Genomic DNA, 15,067 nt, shown 5'->3' with positions numbered 1-15,067 from the left:
GATCCGGCGAGCGCCCGGCGCAGTACCATGCAGTCATGCCCACCGAAGCCGAGGCCGAGACCGAACTGGCGGCGGTGCTGCGCTCCAAGGGCCTGCGCATGACCGCGCAGCGCCAGCTCGTCCTGGAGGCGGTCCGCGCGCTCGGGCACGCGACCCCCGAGCGGATCCACGAGCGCATCCGCGGCCAGGTCGAAGGCGTGAACATCACCACCGTCTACCGCACCCTGGACCTCCTCGAAGAGCTCCAGCTGGTCTCGCACACCCACCTCTCCCACGGCGCCCCCACCTACCACCTGTCCGGCGACCGCGGCCACGCCCACCTGGTGTGCCACCGCTGCGGCCGGATCACCGAAGTCGACCCGTCGAAGTTCGCTGGAGTCCGCAGGGAGGTCGCCGACGCCACCGGGTTCGTCATGGACGTCGGCCACGTCGCCCTGTTCGGCACCTGCGCCGACTGCCTGGAGAAGCACGCATGAGCACCATCGGACCGTCCCCGCTCCTCACCCTCCCCGGCGCCGTCGCCACCGCCGACGGCCGCACCGCCTGGCACTACGGCGGGCCGCTCAAGGAGCAGAAGGCGGCCATGGAGACCGGCGCGCTCTTCGACCGCTCCGACCGCGACGTCATCAGCGTCACCGGCGAGGCCCGCCTCACCTGGCTCCACTCCCTCTCCACCCAGCACCTCACCGGCCTCAAGCCGCACGAGGGCACCGAGACGCTCATCCTCTCCCCGACCGGCCGCGTCGAGCACCACGCGAACGTCTACGACGACGGCGCCACCACCTGGCTCGACACCGAGCCCGGGTACGGCGAACCGCTCCTGAAGTACCTGGAGCTCATGAAGTTCCGCACCGAGGTCGACATCAGGGACGAGTCCGCCGACTGGGCCCTGTTCACCTTCACCGGCATCGCCCGCGCCGAAGACGACGCCCCCGTCGTCCAGCCCGTCCCCATCGCCAAGTTCGCCTCCAAGGACCTCCTCGCCGTCCCCACCTCCGTGTACCCCGGCGGCCCCTTCCAGGAGACCGACGGGTGGACCCGCCGCACCGACGCACTCGGCGTCCCCACCTTCGACGTGCTCGTCCGCCGCGGCCGGCTCGCCGAAGCCGCCGAAGCCGCCGGAACATTCGCCGGCACCTGGGCCTGGAACGCCCTCCGCGTCGCCGCGAAGCTCCCCGCGTTCGGCACCGACACCGACGAGAAGACCGTCCCCCACGAGGTCCCGCACTGGCTCGCCGCCGCCGTCCACCTCGACAAGGGCTGCTACCGCGGCCAGGAGACCGTCGCGAAGGTCCACCACCTCGGTCAGCCGCCGCGGCGCCTCGTCATGCTCCACCTCGACGGCACCGACGAGCACCCGCCCGCCCACGGCACCCCGATCACCCTGGACGGCAAGGAAGTCGGCACCATCGGCACCGCCGTCCAGCACTACGAGCTCGGCCAGATCGCGCTCGCCGAGGTGAAACGGTCGGCCGTCGCGAACGAGGACGTGCGCCTCATCACGGGCGATCAGGCCGCGAGCCTCTAGCCGCCCGGCTAGCCTCGCAGTATGAGTGCTTCGTACCGAGGCGGCGAACCCGTCGCCCAAGTCGTCAGGTCCGGATTCGCCGAGAGCTTCCACCGGGGCAGCGTGGCCGTGACCGACCCCGCGGGAAGCCTCGCCGCCGCCATCGGCGACGCCGCCTCCCCCGTGTTCCCCCGCTCCTCCAACAAGCCCATGCAGGCCCTCGCGATGCTCCGCGCCGGCTGGGAGCCCCGCTCCGAGGCCGACCTCGCCATCGCCTCCGCCAGCCACCGCGGCGAGCCGTTCCACATCGAACGCGTCCGCTCCGTCCTCGCCGCGGCCGGGCTCACCGAGGACCACCTCCAGTGCCCGCCCGACCTGCCCGGCAACCTCGACGCCCGCAACGCCGTCGTCGCCCTCGAAGGCCCCGAACCCAAACGCGTGTACATGAACTGCTCCGGCAAGCACGCCGGGATGCTCGCCGCCTGCGCCGCCGCCGGATGGGACACCGCCACCTACCGCGACCCCGAGCACCCCCTCCAGCGGCTCATCGTCGAGACGGTCGAAGACCTCACCGGCGAGACCGTCGACCACATCGGCGTCGACGGCTGCGGCGCGCCCGTCCTCGCCGTCTCCCTCCACGGCATCGCCCGCGCCTTCGCCCGCTTCGTCGAAGCCCCCGAAGGCACCAGCGAGCGCCGCGTCGCCGACGCCATGCGCGCCCACCCCCACCTCATCGACGGCACCCGCGGACCCGACCAGCGGTCCATGGCCGCCGTCCCCGGCCTCCTCGCCAAAGGCGGCGCCGAAGGCTTCCACGTCGTCGCCGCCCCCGGCGTCGGCGCCGTCGCGGTCAAGATCGACGACGGCGGCGGACGCGCCTCCATGCCCGTCGCCCTCCGCGCCCTCACCACCATCGCCGGGCTCGACGTCCCGCAGGCCGCCAAACCCGAGATCGACGCCCTCACCGGGCCCGAGATCCTCGGCGGCGGTCAGCCCGTCGGCCGCGTCCGCACACTCCTGTAGTGGCCCCGGCCTCAACGGAGCCAATACCCCGTTGAGCGGGACTCCTCGCGCAAGGTACTATCGTCGCGTTGCAAGTCCCGACACGCGCGAGTGGCGGAATGGCAGACGCGCTGGCTTCAGGTGCCAGTGTCCGCAAGGACGTGGGGGTTCAAGTCCCCCCTCGCGCACAGGCAAAGGCCCGATGGTTTCGACCAGAGGGCCTTTTCGCTTATCCCCGAGCCGGGACGGCGAGCGGGAACACCCCCAGGGGCTTCCGCGTTAGGCTCGAAGCAAGGGAACGGAACCACCATCGACACGACTGTGGGGTCAATGCGACCATGAGCGACGCAAACACCGAGCCGGACCGGGACGAGCAGGAGAACGAGGACGACCTCCTCATCGTCGACGCCGAAGGCAACCCGGTCGCCACCGCGAAATCCGCCGCGCCCGCCGACGGCGAGGACGCCGACGGCGACCCCTACGAGTCCGACCCGACCCGGCTCGTCCACGAGCCCGCCAAGGTCATGCGCGTCGGCTCCATGATCAAGCAGCTCCTCGAAGAGGTCCGCGCGGCCGAGCTCGACGAGAAGGGCCGCCAGCGCCTGCGCGACATCCACGCCCGGTCCATCGCCGAGCTGGAGACCGGGCTCGCGCCCGAGCTGCGCGACGAGCTCGAACGCCTGTCGCTGCCGTTCGGGCAGGACGAGATCCCCACCGAGGCGGAGCTGCGCATCGCGCAGGCCCAGCTCGTGGGCTGGCTCGAAGGGCTGTTCCACGGCATCCAGGCGGCGCTGGTCGCGCAGCAGATGGCCGCGCGGCTCCAGCTCGACCAGATGCGCGGCGGGGAGCTGAAGGCGCTGCCCGCGGGCAGCGACCTTCCGCCGCAGCTGAGGGCGGTCATGGCGGAGCGGGCCGCGCGCGGTGACGACCGCGACCACCCGCCCGGCCAGTACCTCTGAGTACGGGGAATGCCTTAGACTCGGCCCTGCCTTCCTGGCGGGGCCGTCGGCGTCTTCGGGCGCGGTCTTCTGGGGATGCGGCGGCTCGCGGGTTTCGCCTTCGGCGGTTCGCGAGCCATAATTGTGCCGACCCGTCCCAAGGGTGAGACCACTGGAGAGCTGAACACGGTGCTGTACAGGACGCTGCAATGGACGGCCGCCCCGGCCGTCAAACTGATCTACAGGCCATGGATCGACGGGAAAGAGAACATCCCCGAGACCGGGCCGGTGATCCTGGCGTCGAACCACCTCTCCGTGGCCGACCACTACTTCCTGGGCCTGACCACCAAGCGGCACATCGCGACCATGGCGAAGATCGAGTACTTCACGGGCGCGGGCCTCAAGGGCAAGATCATCTCCTCCACGGTGAAGGCCCTCGGGCAGGTGGCGGTGGACCGCTCGGGCGGGCGCAAGAGCGCCTCGGCCCTGGAGCCGTCCCTGGAAGTGCTCGAAGAGGGCCGCGTGTTCGCGATCTTCCCGGAGGGGACGCGCTCGCCCGACGGCCGCCTGTACCGCGGCAAGCCCGGGGTGGCGCGGCTCGCGCTCGCCTCGGGGGCGCCGGTGGTGCCGGTCGGGCTGATCGGGACGGAGAAGGTGCTGCCGATCGGCGAGTCGCGGCCGCGGGTCGCGCCGGTCGGGGTGCGGGTGGGCAAGCCGCTCGACTTCACCCGCTACAAGGGCATGGAGAACGACCGCGTCGTGATCCGCGCGGTGACCGACGAGGTCATGGACGCGATCCGGCGGCTCACCGGCCAGGAGTACGTGGACAAGTACGCGAAGCGCAACAGCCCCGGCAAGGAGAACGACGACTAGGCGCCGCTAGGGCGTCGTCGCGGCGTCGGTCGGAGTCGCGGTCCCGCTCGGCGTGGCCGTCCCCGAGGGGGTGCCGGTGCCCGGCGGGGTGGTGAGCTCGCCCACGGTGTCGGGGCCGCTCGGGAGGTCCGACAGCTCGGTGACGGTGATCGACCAGATCTCGACCGGGAGGGGCGGGGGCCCGTCGGATTCGACGGTCTCGGAGAGCGCCGCGATCTCGTCGAGGACTTCGAAGCCGTCGACGATCCCGCCGATGACGCTCACGCCCGCGGTCGGCACGGCCGCGCCGCGGATGAGCGCGAACGCCGAGCCCGCGCGGCCGCGGTCGTCGGTGACGAGCGCGAGGACGTCGGCGACGTCGTTGCCCGCCATGCCGGTCTCGGCCTGGAAGCGCCAGCCCGGTCCGTACGAGTCGTCACTGTCTTCAGAGGCACTGCCGGGGTCGGCGCCGGGGGAGCCGCAGCGCAGGATCGCGGTCGGGTCGACCGCCTGCGTGGTGAGCCGGTCGCATTCGTGGTTCGCGTAGAAGCCGGTCTCGGCGAGGTAGGAGAACGCGTCGACGCCGCACGGCGCGAGGTCGCCCCAGAGCATGACCGCGATCTCCCCGTAGTTGGTCTGGACGACCGCAAGGGACCGCTCCGGCGGGGCCGACGCCTCCAGCGGGTCGGCGCCGCTCCCGGCGTCGTCGGCCTCGGTCACCTTGCAGCGCTCCGAGATCACCTCGCCAGTGTCGCCGCCTTCGCCGCCGCCGTCGCGGAACGCGAGCCATGCGACCGCGGCGATCGACCCGGCGGTGAGGAGCACCGCGCCCAGCCCGGCGAGGCCGCGCTTCCACCCCGACCCGCGCTCCCAGGGGGGCGTGGACTTGAAGGGGCTGGAGGCTACCGGCTCGTGCTCGGTCGCGGCTGGGTCTGCGGGGCGGCTGGGCTCCATGACTCAGCATCGTACGGGGCGTCGTCTCGCGCGAGGTAGGCGTATCCGACGCAGATCAGACCGTAGGAGACGGCGACGCCGACGAGCGTTCCGGGCGCGTAGCCGTCGGTCGGGACGACGAGCGCGGCGGCGAAGAGCCCGGCGAGGTACCCGACGTTGTAGACGGTGTCGTTGACGCTGAACACGCGGCCGCGGTAGGCGTCCTCGATGCCGCGCTGGATGCTCGTGTCCACGGTGATCTTCACGCCCTGCGACGCGATGTTGATGAGCAGCACCGCGACCGCGAACATGACCGGGCGCATCGTCCCGGCGAGGGCCGCGGCGACGACCGCGCACAGGGCCATGAGGACGACGACCCAGTTCTTCGGCCCCCACACGCGGGTCGCGCGCGGGGTGACGATCGCGGCGGCGAGGACGCCGACGTTCCCGAGGACCGCGAGGACCAGCAGCCACGAGATCGTGGTGGTGCGGGCCGGGTCGGACTCGACGTCCCAGAAGAAGCCCATGAACAGGGCGATCGCGATGATGAACACGATGCCGTACAGGAACCGGTGCAGCCCTTGGACGGCCATCGCCAGCGCGGGGCCGCGGCGGGTGCCGAGGTGCCTGAATCCGGCGACCATCCCGGCGGTGGTAGCGGCGAGGCCGCGCCACAGGCCGCCCGCGGGGGCCTCGTCCTCGGTCGGGCCGAGCCCTTCGCGTCTGAACGCGGCCCACACGATGCACGCGGACACGAGGTACCCGGCCCCGGCGGCGAGCGCGAGCATCGAGTAGGAGACGCCGGAGTCGATGAGCTTCGCGATGCCGGTGGTCGCCAGGCCGAGGCCGTAGGCGAGGGCGCCGAGCGTGGAGGCGACGGAGTTCGCGGTGACGAGGTCCTGGGGCGGGACGACCTGCGGGTGGGCGGCGCCGAGCCCGGCGAGCACGAACCGGTTGGCGGCCAGGACGACCATGGCGCACAGGACCCACGACCAGTTGAAGCCGCCGGGGAGGGTCAGGCAGATGACGATCATGAGGGCGGCGCGCACGAGGTTCGCGCCGCCGATGAGGTTGCGGCGGCTGAACCGGTCGAGGACCGTGCCGACGTAGGGGCCGAGCAGGGAGTACGGGCCGAGGAGGAGTGCGACGGCGGCGGCGTACCTGAACGGGTCGCCGGCCTCGCCGAGCGCGGGGTTGAAGAACACCGAGAGCGCCAGGGACGCCTGGAACATGCCGTCGGCGGCCTGGGAGGTGAGGCGCACGGCCAGCAGGTGCCGGAAACGGCGGTTGCCTGCGAGGTTGCGGACGTGCCGGTCGGTGCGCATTAGCCGAGGATAGCTCCGGGGTATGCCAAGGGGGACCTCGTTTCGGCGAAGCTTGCGAGCCGAACAGCGGCTCAGCTTGGAATCGGGGTCCCCCTTGGGGCGCGCGTCAGCGCGGCGCTGAAAGCGCGGCGTTCGCAGTGCTTACAGGCCTGCGATGAAGTTCTCGACGGAGATGCGGGCCTCTTCGTCGGAGAACTGCTTGGCCGGGGACTTCATGAAGTACGAGGAGGCCGACTCCACGGGGCCGCCGTGGCCGCGGTCCATCGCGATCTTCGCGGCGCGCACCGCGTCGATGATGACGCCCGCGGAGTTCGGGGAGTCCCACACTTCGAGCTTCAGCTCCGCGTTCAGCGGCACGTCGCCGAAGGTGGTGCCCTCCAGGCGGATGTACGCCCACTTGCGGTCGGTCAGCCACGGCACGTGGTCCGACGGGCCGATGTGGACGTCGGCGCCGAGCATCTCGTGCGGGATCTGCGAGGTCACCGACTGCGTCTTCGAGATCTTCTTCGACTTCAGGCGGGTCCGCTCCAGCATGTTCATGAAGTCCATGTTGCCGCCGAAGTTCAGCTGGTAGGTGCGGTCCAGGCGCACGCCGCGGTCCTCGAACAGCTTCGCGAGCACGCGGTGCACGATGGTCGCGCCCACCTGCGACTTGATGTCGTCGCCGACGATGGGGATCCCGGCGTCGGTGAACTTCTGGGCCCATTCGGGGTCGGAGGCGATGAACACGGGGAGGGCGTTCACGAACGCGCAGCCCGCGTCGATCGAGGCCTGCGCGTAGAACTTCGCGGCGGTCTCGGAGCCGACCGGCAGGTAGCAGACCACGACGTCCGCCTTGGCGTCCTTGAGCGCCTTGACCACGTCGACCGGCGCCTCGGAGGACTCGGTGACCATCTCCGTGTAGTACTGGCCCAGGCCGTCGTGCGTCGGACCGCGCAGGACCTGGACGCCGGTCGGGGGCACCTCGGCGAACTGGATGGTGTTGTTCTCCGAGGCGTTGATCGCGCTGGAGAGGTCCTGGCCGACCTTCTTCGCGTCGACGTCGAACGCGGCGACGAACTCGATGTCGTTCACGTGGTAGTCGCCGAACTGGACGTGCATGAGGCCGGGCACCCGGTCCTCGGGAGCGGCGTCGCGGTAGTACTCGACGCCTTGGACCAGCGAAGAGGCGCAGTTGCCCACGCCGACAATGGCTACGCGCAGCTTACCCATCGCGCATGCCTCCTTTGTCTTGTTTATTTGGGTCTCCGGCGCTCGCAGCCGGATCGGGTGTTCCCTGTTCCGGGAGGGCGCTGGGCCCTCCCGTCCCGGCGACGGGATCGCCGAAGTCGTTGCGCCGCCGCGGGCCGCGGCCCTCCTCGGTGGCGATGAGCTCGTTGAGCCACCGCACCTCGCGCTCGGCCGTCTCCAGGCCGTGGCGCTGGAGTTCGAGCCCGTAGGCGTCGAGCCGCTCGGCGGTGCGGGCGAGCGCCTCGCGGATCCGCTCGCGGCGCTCCTCGACGCGGCGCCGGCGCGCTTCGAGGATGCGCAGGCGGGTGGCCGGGTCGGTGCGGGAGAAGAACGCGAAGTGGACCCCGAACAGGGCCTCGTCCGCGGACTCGGGGCCCGCGTCGGCCATGAGCTGGGCGAAGTGCTCCTTGCCCTCGGGTGTGAGCCGGTAGACCTTTCGGGCCCTGCGGCCGCTGAGCAGGGGTTTCTCTGCTCCGGTGCGGGTCGCGGCGGTCTTCTCGGATGTGACGCCCGCCGGCGCCTCCTCGACGATGAGCCCGCGCAGGCGCATTCTTTTGAGGGTCGGGTAGAGCGACCCGTAGCTGAACGCCGCCCGGATGGCCCCCAGCAGGGCCAGCAGCCGTTTGCGCAGCTCATAGCCGTGCATCGGGGATTCATGCAAGAGCCCCAGAATGGCCAGCTCCAACATCTCGTCCCTCCTCTCACACGGCGATCTAACTGCTCGATGTATCGGGCCGATACATCAGGATAACCATAGCGGCAGGTGCAAATCACGTCAAGCTACGGGTCCGCGCCCTGTTCAGGGGCACTTCGATCCGATAAGCTCGTGCGCACGACGCGGTCTAGCAGAGTCTTCTCAGATTCGGTGTGCGAGACTGCGAGACGACCGGCCACCCCCCATGCCGGAAGTAGACCTTTGCGAACGCCGGTCCGCCGGAGCGCCCCCGGGCGCCACCCTTCCGGCGCGCACCGGGCCGACCGGCAAGCCCCGCTGGGGTTACACAGCACGTGGATGGTTGAGCATGAGCGACAACGGTTACCGCCCCGCCCCGCCGCCCGAGGAGGGGCGGCCGCAGGGCCGGGCCTCCGGGCAGGCGCGCGGCTACGGCGCCGCCCCCGGGGGCGGTTCCCGCGAACCCGACTACGGGTGGGGCGGCGGACGCCGGCAAGGCGCCCCGCAAGGCCAGGGCCAGCCGCCGCGGCGCCCGCAGCAGGGCTACGGCACCCCGCCCGGGGGCCAGGCGCCCGTCGGCCGCGGCTCCGCGTCCGTCGGAGGCGCGCGCCCGACCGGCTCCGCTTCCGTCGGCTCCGCCCGCCCGACCGGCTCGGCGTCGGTCGGCGGCGCCGGACGCGCCTCGGTCGGCTCCGCCTCCGTGGGCGGCGCGGGCCGCGCGTCCGTCGGCTCCGCTTCCGTCGGATCCGCCTCGGTGGGCTCGGCGTCCGTGGGCGCCGCCCGCGTCAACCTCGACGAGGCCGACGCCCGCGCCGGCCGCGCCGGGAACGGCGGCCGCCGCCGCGCCGGCAACGGCCCCCTGAACAAGGACGACCTCGAAGGCGCCAAGAAGAAGCGCAAACGCCTCGGCCGCAAGATGCTCGCGGCCATGATCGCGATGGGCATCCTGTTCGTCGCGAGCGTCACCGTCATCGCCACCTACTTCTTCCAGAACACCCCGGACCTCGAAAACGTCTTCCGCAAGGGCGAGTCCTCCGCGTTCTTCTACGCCGACGGCACCCAGGCGGGCGCCTACGGCGACACGCTCCGCCTCCAGATCGACCCGGGCCAGGCCCCCGAGACCGTCACCGACGCGCTGGTCGCCCTTGAGGACCGCAAGTTCTGGGAGCACGGCGGCGTCGACTACATCCGCACCATGGGCGCGCTGGTCAACAACCTCACCGGCGGCGACACCCAAGGCGCCTCGACGATCACCCAGCAGTACGCCGGCATGTACATGGACGCGCGCGACGAGATCTCGTACGACCGCAAGGCCCGCGAAGCCGCACTGGCGATCAAGATGGAGTCCGAGTACGACAAGGACGAGATCATCACCGCCTACCTGAACACGGCCTACTTCGGCCGGGGGGCGTACGGCATCAAGGCCGCCGCGAAGAACTACTTCAACGTCGAGCTCGACCAGCTGACCTACGGCCAGGCCGCGTACATCGTCATGCAGGTCAAGTCGCCCAACGGCTACTACGACCCGTACTACACCGACGCCTACGACGAGGGCGCCGCGAAGGCCCGCTGGGAGTTCACCATGGACGCCCTGCTGGAGACCGGCCAGATCAGCCAGGCCGACCGCGACGCGGAGACGTACGAGGCCGTCATCGAGACCGCGGCCACCGACTTCAACGCCTCCGGGTCCTGGGGCGGCAACACCGACGTCGGCTTCATCATCAACGAGCTCGACGGGTACGTCTTCGACGAGCTCGAAGCGCGCTACGGCATCACCAAGGACCAGCTCAAGGGCGTCGAGGGCAGCGGCAAGGACGGCGGCTACTCGATCACGCTCACCATCGACCCGGCGATCCAGTCCTCGCTCAAGAGCACCGGCTCGCGCGGCGCCATCGCGGTGAAGAAGAACGAGGACGGCCAGCCGGTCGACGAGAACGGCCAGGTCGTCACCGACGTCAACCAGGCCGAGCGCGATCTCACCGACGAGGGGTACGCGCAGTTCGAGAACAGCAACGAAGACGCGGCGCTGGTCGACTACGACCCGTACATGATGTCGGCGATGGTCGCGATCGACCCGGAGACCGGCGCGATCCTCGGCTACTACGGCGGCGACGACGGCTTCGGCGTCGACAAGGCCGGCGCGGAGTCCCCGCACCCGCCCTCGTCGACGTTCAAGATGGTCACCGCCGCCACCGCCATGGAGGAGGGCGACTCCGTCGACTCCTGGTTCAACGCCTCCTCGCCGCGCGAGTTCGAGTCGCTGACGCTCGACGACCTCGAAGAGTGCATCGGCGGCGGCACCTACCCGGACTGCACCCTGCGCAACGGCAGCCAGAACTCGAAGGTCGAGATGACGCTGACCGACTCGGTCCGCGAATCGAAGAACACCCCGATGTACTCGATCGCCGAGGAGTACGGCGCCAGCACCATCCTCGACTACGCCGACCAGATGGGCCTGTCGGTCATGAACCAGGCCCGGACGATCGAGGACGAGAACGGCAAGGCCTGGGACGTCAGCATCAACTACCACATGACCGACAACGGCACCTACACCCAGCACGGGACCGCCGTCGACAGCGTGGGCGACCCCATCGTCGACGCCTCCGGCAACTGGGACGTCAACGCGGGCATCCAGGTCGACGCCGACTGCAACCCGATCGTGAACACCGACGGGAAGTTCATCTACGAAGAGAACCCGACCGAGTGCACCATCGGCGGCAAGGGCAACACCGACCCGTTCTACAACCACATCGCGTTCGGCCAGTACCCGACGAGCGTGCGCGACATGGCCTCGATCTACGCGACCATCGCCAACAACGGCGTCTACAACGAGTCGCACTTCGTCGCCAAGGTCGAGTACAAGGGCGAAGAGGTCCAGCCGGTCAACGAGCTCAAGTCCGGGCAGGCCATCGACGAGGCGGTCGCCCGCAACCTCCAGTGGATCGGCTCCGAGATCGGCGGCTCCTCCTCGGTCGACCAGCTCGACCGCGACTACTTCGGCAAGACCGGTACCTGGGAGGCCGGCGGCAAGGACAAGGACGGGAACGACTACCCGGACTCGTACAACGCGCACGCGTGGTACGTCGGGGCGATCCCGCAGCTGTCCATCGCCGCGTGGGTCGGCAACGTGACCTCCGAGTCGGACCCGATCGCCGACGTCGACGGCAACAAGAACAACGTGTTCGGCTCCAACACCGCGTACCCGGTGTGGTTCACCGCGATGAACCGCATCCTCGATGCGACGGACTGGGAGGCGGTCGACTGGGACGGCAAGGTCGACGACCAGGGCAACGACCAGAGCTGGGACATCGAGAAGGCCGGCGGCCCGCTCGAAGGCGGCGCGTTCTGCGCTGAGAACGCGGACGACCCGCTGTGCGCGGGCCAGCAGGAGGACGAAGCGCAGGAGGAGTGCGAGGCCGACGGCGGCACCTGGGACGGGCAGGCCTGCCAGCCCGGCGAGGACGACGGCGATCCGGGCACGGACGATCCGACGACCGACCCGACCGGCGAGGAGTCGACGGACGAGGAGTGCCCGATCTTCCAGCCTGACTGCAACGAGACCACCGACGAGCCGACGACCGAAGGGGCGACGACGGAGGAGCCGGGTGGCAACGGCAGAGACTGAGTGAGGCCGGGGGGCGACCCTCGGCCCGTAGCACCACCGCGGCGGCATGGGCCACAATAAGGCCCATGCCGCCGTCTGCATCCGCACCGAACCCCGCGCCGAACGACGCGCCGACCCTCGCGAAGGCCGAGCGCCCCGCCGGGGACCCCCCGGCCGCGCCCACCCTCACCGACCGCGCCGCCCGGCTCGCGTCGGGCCTCATCGGCGGACCGTTCGGCGACCACGCCGCCGACCCGCCCCGCCGCCGGTTCTGGATCCCGATCCGGGTCATCCTCCTCACCGGCCTGATCGCGTTCGCGGTCAACTGGATCCAGAAGTACCCGTGCTCGGCGGGCGGCTGGGTGGACTGGCAGCAGTACACGAACGCCTGCTACACCGACATCCGCGCGCTGTGGGGCGCGGAGAAGCTCAACGAGGGCGCCGTCCCCTACCGTGACCACCCGGTCGAATACCCGGTACTGACCGGATGGTTCATGGGCGTGCTCGGGCAGATCGCCTACCGGATCGGCTCCGTCGCCGGGACCGACGGCGGCCCGGTCTTCTGGCACCTCAACGCGATCGTGCTGTTCATCTGCGGCGCCGCCGCCATCGCGGTCCTCCACGCCATCCGCCGCGACAACCGCCGCACCGACATCCCCGGCCCCAACCCCGATCCGGCGCTCGTCCACTCCCGGCCCTCGCGGCCGTGGGACGCGATGATGCTCGCCGCCGCGCCGGTCATCCTCGTGACCGCCACCGTCAACTGGGACCTGTTCGCCGTCGCCCTGTCGATGCCGTTCTTCCTGTACTGGCAGCGCGGCAGGCCCGTCATGGCCGGGCTGTTCCTCGGCCTCGCGGTGGCCGCGAAGTTCTACGCGCTCCTGTTCCTCGGCCCGCTCCTGATCCTGGCGCTGCGGCAGAAGAAGCTCCTGCCCGCGCTCCAGGCGACCGCCACCGCCGCGATCACGTGGGCCGTCATCAACGGGCCCGTCGCGTACCTGTGGCCCGACTCGTGGATGCGGTTCTTCGAGCTGAACTCCGAGCGGCCCGTCGACTGGGGCACCGGCTGGTACGTGCTCCGCGGGCTCACCGGCTGGGAGCGCCTGTGGGACTCCGAGTTCGTCAACGACCTGTACCTGGTGCTGTTCGCCCTGTCCTGCCTGGGGATCGCCGCGCTCGGGTACTTCGCGCAGCGGCGCACCGCGGGCGGCGGGTACGGGCTCAAGACGCCGTCCACTGAGGACGTGGTGCCGCGCCTGGCGCAGCTGTGCTTCCTCGTGGTCGCGACGTTCCTGCTGTTCGGGAAGGTCTGGTCGCAGCAGTACGTGCTGTGGCTGCTGCCGCTGGTCGTGCTCGCCCGCCCCAAGTGGGGCTTCTTCCTGGTGTGGCAGGCCGCGGAGCTGTTCTACTTCTTCTCGTTCTACGGCAAGATGCTCCAGGTGTCCGCCGAGGACGGCCGGGGCATCCCCGAGGGCCTGTTCCTCGCCGCCGCGGCGTCGCGGTGGCTCGCGGTGGCGGTCATGTGCGCCCTGGTGGTGCAGGAGATCCTCATCCCGCGTCTGGACGCGGTGCGATCCCTTCCGAAGCGGCCCAGTCGAGGAGCGCCGCCTCGGCCTCCTCGCGGGGCAGCGGACCCCGCTCCAGCCGAAGCTCTTTGAGGAACGCCCAGGCCCGGCCCACCTCGGGGCCGGGCTTGAGGCCCAGCAGCTCCATGATCGCGTTCCCGTCGAGGTCGGGGCGGACCGCGCGCAGGTCCTCCTCGGCCCGGATGCGGGCGATGCGGTCCTCGAACGCGTCGTAGTCGCGGCGCAGCCGCTCCGCCTTGCGGCGGTTGCGGGTCGTGCAGTCCGAGCGGACCATGACGTGGAGCCGGTCGAGCTGGTCGCCCGCGTCGGTCACGTACCGGCGCACCGCCGAATCGGTCCAGCCGCCCTCCTCGCCGTCCGCGTAGCCGTAGAACCGCAGGTGCAGCGAGATGAGCAGCGACACGGCCTGCACGTCGGCCTTCGGGAACTTCAGCTCGCGCATCCGCCTGCGCGCCAGGCGGGCCCCGGCCACGTCGTGGTGGTGGAAGGTGACGCCGCCGCCTGGGGCGACGTCCTTCGTCTCGGGCTTGCCGATGTCGTGGAGCAGCGCGGCGAGCCGCATGAGCAGGTCCGGGCCGTCGGTCTCCAGCGCAATGGCGTTGCGCAGCACCTGGAGCGAGTGCTCGTAGACGTCCTTGTGCTGGGCGTGCTCGTCGATCTCCATGCGCAGCGCGGGCAGCTCCGGCAGGAAGTACTCGGCGAGGCCGGTGTCGACGAGGATGCGCAGGCCCACCACCGGATCGGGCGCGAGCATGAGCTTCACGAACTCGTCGCGGACGCGCTCGGCGGTGATGCGCGAGAGCTCCCCCGCCATGCGGCGCATGGCGTCGAGGGTGCCCGCCTCGATGTCGAAGCCGAGCTGCGCGGCGAAGCGCGCGGCGCGGAGCATCCGCAGCGGGTCGTCGGCGAACGACGACTCCGGGGACGCGGGCGTGCGGATCGTGCGGCGCGCGATGTCCGCGATGCCGCCGAACGGGTCGGCGAACACGTGCCCCGGCACCGAGACGGCCATGGCGTTCACGGTGAAGTCGCGCCGCTCCAGGTCGTCTTCGAGGCGGTCGCCGTAGCGCACGATCGGATTGCGGCCGACGCGGTCGTAGGCGTCGGCGCGGAAGGTCGTCACCTCGACCTGCTCGCCGCGGAACATGCCGCCGACGGTCCCGAAGTCGGCGCCGGTGGTCCACACCGTCGAGCAGTGCGCGCGCAGGATCGCCTCGGTCGCCTCCGGGCGGGCGTCGGTGGTGAAGTCGAGGTCGCTCACAGGCCGGCGCAGCACCGCGTCGCGGACCGGGCCGCCGACCAGGTGCAGCTCATGGCCGCCCCGCTCGAACAGCCGACCCAGTTCATCGGCTATCGGCGGGACCGTGATTTCCTTACCGCTACTGTTGTCAGACATCGCCGGGCAAGCTTAGCGGAG

At 70.8% G+C, this 15,067-nt stretch carries 12 protein-coding genes and 1 tRNA gene; 8 read left to right on the top strand and 5 right to left on the bottom strand.

What is annotated here, in order from left to right; all coding sequences use genetic code 11:
- Window positions 1-35 precede the first annotated feature (35 nt).
- The 6 genes from B0I28_RS05880 (at window position 36) to B0I28_RS05855 (ending at window position 4,320) form a co-directional block, all read left to right on the top strand.
- Window positions 36-476, top strand: coding sequence for a Fur family transcriptional regulator (locus tag B0I28_RS05880; RefSeq protein ID WP_106362874.1), 441 nt, complete (start codon window positions 36-38; stop codon window positions 474-476).
- Window positions 473-1,528, top strand: coding sequence for a CAF17-like 4Fe-4S cluster assembly/insertion protein YgfZ (gene ygfZ / locus B0I28_RS05875; protein ID WP_106362873.1), 1,056 nt, complete (start codon window positions 473-475; stop codon window positions 1,526-1,528). Before B0I28_RS05880 ends, ygfZ begins: the two co-directional genes overlap by 4 nt.
- Before the next feature lie 21 nt (window positions 1,529-1,549).
- A complete protein-coding gene (locus B0I28_RS05870) occupies window positions 1,550-2,530 on the top strand; it encodes an asparaginase (RefSeq protein WP_106362872.1) in 981 nt (326 codons plus the stop codon).
- An 84-nt stretch (window positions 2,531-2,614) separates the two neighbouring features.
- Window positions 2,615-2,697: transfer RNA gene (locus B0I28_RS05865), tRNA-Leu, on the top strand.
- A gap of 150 nt (window positions 2,698-2,847) precedes the next feature.
- On the top strand, window positions 2,848-3,468 hold the full coding sequence (locus B0I28_RS05860) for a bacterial proteasome activator family protein (protein WP_106362871.1): 621 nt from the start codon (window positions 2,848-2,850) through the stop codon (window positions 3,466-3,468).
- Window positions 3,469-3,636: 168 nt separating this feature from the next.
- Window positions 3,637-4,320, top strand: a complete 684-nt coding sequence (locus B0I28_RS05855; protein WP_219926590.1) for a lysophospholipid acyltransferase family protein — start codon at window positions 3,637-3,639, stop codon at window positions 4,318-4,320.
- Window positions 4,321-4,326: 6 nt separating this feature from the next.
- On the opposite strand, the gene B0I28_RS05850 is transcribed toward B0I28_RS05855, so the two are convergent.
- The 4 genes from B0I28_RS05850 to B0I28_RS05835 all read right to left on the bottom strand — a co-directional run bounded on the left by B0I28_RS05850 (window position 4,327) and on the right by B0I28_RS05835 (window position 8,475).
- Complete coding sequence (locus B0I28_RS05850; RefSeq protein ID WP_106362870.1) at window positions 4,327-5,253, bottom strand: peptidylprolyl isomerase; 927 nt, start codon at window positions 5,251-5,253, stop codon at window positions 4,327-4,329.
- Window positions 5,202-6,557, bottom strand: coding sequence for an MFS transporter (locus B0I28_RS05845; protein ID WP_106362869.1), 1,356 nt, complete (start codon window positions 6,555-6,557; stop codon window positions 5,202-5,204). The genes B0I28_RS05850 and B0I28_RS05845 overlap by 52 nt, the downstream gene beginning before the upstream one ends.
- A gap of 141 nt (window positions 6,558-6,698) precedes the next feature.
- Window positions 6,699-7,769, bottom strand: coding sequence for an inositol-3-phosphate synthase (locus B0I28_RS05840; RefSeq protein WP_106362868.1), 1,071 nt, complete (start codon window positions 7,767-7,769; stop codon window positions 6,699-6,701).
- The gene (locus B0I28_RS05835; RefSeq protein ID WP_106362867.1) at window positions 7,762-8,475 is read right to left on the bottom strand and encodes a PadR family transcriptional regulator; all 714 of its coding nucleotides are present in this window, start codon (window positions 8,473-8,475) and stop codon (window positions 7,762-7,764) included. The genes B0I28_RS05840 and B0I28_RS05835 overlap by 8 nt, the downstream gene beginning before the upstream one ends.
- Window positions 8,476-8,809: 334 nt before the next feature.
- Between B0I28_RS05835 and B0I28_RS05830 the strand changes: the two genes are divergently transcribed.
- A complete protein-coding gene (locus B0I28_RS05830) occupies window positions 8,810-12,085 on the top strand; it encodes a transglycosylase domain-containing protein (RefSeq protein WP_106362866.1) in 3,276 nt (1,091 codons plus the stop codon).
- Window positions 12,086-12,150: 65 nt separating this feature from the next.
- Window positions 12,151-13,722, top strand: coding sequence for a glycosyltransferase family 87 protein (locus B0I28_RS05825; RefSeq protein ID WP_106362865.1), 1,572 nt, complete (start codon window positions 12,151-12,153; stop codon window positions 13,720-13,722).
- Here B0I28_RS05825 and B0I28_RS05820 read toward each other — a convergent pair.
- The gene (locus tag B0I28_RS05820; RefSeq protein ID WP_106362864.1) at window positions 13,613-15,046 is read right to left on the bottom strand and encodes a CCA tRNA nucleotidyltransferase; all 1,434 of its coding nucleotides are present in this window, start codon (window positions 15,044-15,046) and stop codon (window positions 13,613-13,615) included. The genes B0I28_RS05825 and B0I28_RS05820 overlap by 110 nt on opposite strands.
- Window positions 15,047-15,067 lie beyond the last annotated feature (21 nt).

The sequence above is a fragment of the Glycomyces artemisiae genome, from assembly GCF_003002955.1.
Taxonomy (GTDB): domain Bacteria; phylum Actinomycetota; class Actinomycetes; order Mycobacteriales; family Micromonosporaceae; genus Glycomyces; species Glycomyces artemisiae.
This window is presented reverse-complemented; position numbering and strand designations above follow the sequence as displayed.